We start from the raw sequence: 1,627 nt of genomic DNA, 5'->3' as shown, positions 1-1,627 counted from the left end.
AACACGCCAGTTCGCCCGGATGTTGGGACTTGAACCGAAGAACACGGCGGTGCGGAGTCCGGAGAGTAACGGAATAGCAGAGAGCTTCGTGAAAACGATAAAGCGTGACTACATCAGTATCATGCCCAAACCAGACGGGTTAACGGCAGCAAAGAACCTTGCAGAGGCGTTCGAGCATTATAACGAATGGCATCCGCATAGTGCGCTGGGTTATCGCTCGCCACGGGAATATCTGCGGCAGCGGGCTTGTAATGGGTTAAGTGATAACAGATGTCTGGAAATATAGGGGCAAATCCACATTAAATTGGTGACAGCCTGCCCTAACACTGCTGACTCTTCTTCTAACAAATTACCCGAACTGCGAAAGTAACTTGCTAACGCTTTATCAGTTATTGCATTATGAATTGTAGTATCTTCAAGCATGGTAACCTCTCATCTTACTTATGAAATTTTAATGTATTCTGTTTATTTTCTTACCATTGAACATACTTTTATTGTCAGCTGTCGCTGTTCTTCGGTTTGGCCCTCCTGAATCACTATTGCTAAAATCACGAATTATGCTGTCAATTAAATCGCGTCGGAAAGCATCTTCCTCAGCCGATTTCATTACGAGTAATTGCTTAATAAGAGTCTGCAATGAAAAATTTATCTTCATGCGCAGTATCTGGAGCACCGCCTGGCCAGTAATTTCATATTTTATACGTTCATTATCAGATGTCTTCATAACGACTTCATAGCTAACCTGTTAAATAATCAGGCTGTTGCATTATTCAAAAAGCAACCCAATTAGTGCATTATAATGTTTCTGTTCCTCTTCCCCAGTCGCGTGTTCCAGTCGGCAAAGAAGTTTGGCACAAAGCGACTTTCGACTCAGATTACGTCCATCTTTCAAAATCTCAGTCACAATTTCCCCGAGAGTTTCCTGCTGAGTAGGCCAGTTAGCTTTTGCAAAGTAACGAGTGATTGCTCCCGCAGAATCTAAAGTCACTGAATTTTGATGCATGCTACGCCTCTGTTAAAAATGTTAATCAATGTTAAGTGAGGCAACAATAGCAAACTTGTACGAAATATGTGTACAGAATGATAAATTAATTTTTTGCAATTAGTGCTAATACATATAAAACAATGTGTTATGATAAAACATATTGCATCATTTAACTGACAATCTGTACAAGATTTTTCGCCAACTAGTGTTCAACTTTTTCCATTTTTTATCAATGTAAAGAAACGGTTATGTTTTGGTATTAAAAGAAAGACACAAGAAGATATGTCTGTTACCGTCTTACTCTCGCCTCACCCATTACCCTGGATTGTTAATGCTTACCACCCTTATTTATCGTAGCCATATACGTGACGACGAACCTGTCAAAAAAATCGAAGAAATGGTTTCGATAGCAAATCGCAGGAACATGCGGTAATGCTGCCAACTTACTGATTTAGTGTATGATGGTGATTTTAAGGTGCTTGCGTGGCTTCCATTTCCATCAGATGTCCTTCCTGCTCCGCTACTGAAGGCGTGGTGCGTAACGGCAAAAGCACTGCCGGACATCAGCGCTATCTCTGCTCTCATTGCCGTAAAACATGGCAACTACAGTTCACTTACACCGCCTCTCAGCCCGGTACGCAC

The 1,627-nt window shown here is 41.5% G+C and carries 4 protein-coding genes and 2 pseudogenes; 3 read left to right on the top strand and 3 right to left on the bottom strand.

The window, feature by feature from the left end; all coding sequences use genetic code 11:
- On the top strand, positions 1-286 hold a 286-nt coding region (locus tag BFF42_RS16355; RefSeq protein WP_000318964.1), incomplete at its 5' end, for an integrase core domain-containing protein.
- Between the two features lie 11 nt (positions 287-297).
- Here the strand turns inward: BFF42_RS16355 and ariR are convergent.
- From ariR to ycgZ, 3 genes and pseudogenes are all read right to left on the bottom strand, one after another.
- Positions 298-423 (bottom strand): annotated as a pseudogene (gene ariR / locus BFF42_RS16350) (biofilm/acid-resistance regulator AriR); the annotation flags it as partial.
- Between the two features lie 28 nt (positions 424-451).
- Positions 452-724 (bottom strand): two-component-system connector protein YmgA, encoded by a 273-nt coding sequence (locus BFF42_RS16345; RefSeq protein WP_000858002.1) that lies wholly within the window; start codon positions 722-724, stop codon positions 452-454.
- Between the two features lie 42 nt (positions 725-766).
- On the bottom strand, positions 767-1,003 hold the full coding sequence (gene ycgZ, locus BFF42_RS16340) for a regulatory protein YcgZ (RefSeq protein ID WP_000554150.1): 237 nt from the start codon (positions 1,001-1,003) through the stop codon (positions 767-769).
- A gap of 313 nt (positions 1,004-1,316) precedes the next feature.
- Here ycgZ and BFF42_RS16335 point away from each other — a divergent pair.
- Both BFF42_RS16335 and BFF42_RS16330 read left to right on the top strand, forming a co-directional pair.
- Positions 1,317-1,415: pseudogene (locus BFF42_RS16335) on the top strand (hypothetical protein); the annotation flags it as partial.
- Positions 1,416-1,468: 53 nt separating this feature from the next.
- On the top strand, positions 1,469-1,627 hold a 159-nt coding region (locus BFF42_RS16330), incomplete at its 3' end, for an IS1 family transposase (RefSeq protein WP_032277379.1).

Source organism: Shigella sp. FC1661, assembly GCF_001712525.1.
GTDB classification, from domain to species: Bacteria; Pseudomonadota; Gammaproteobacteria; order Enterobacterales; family Enterobacteriaceae; genus Escherichia; species Escherichia coli.
This window is presented reverse-complemented; position numbering and strand designations above follow the sequence as displayed.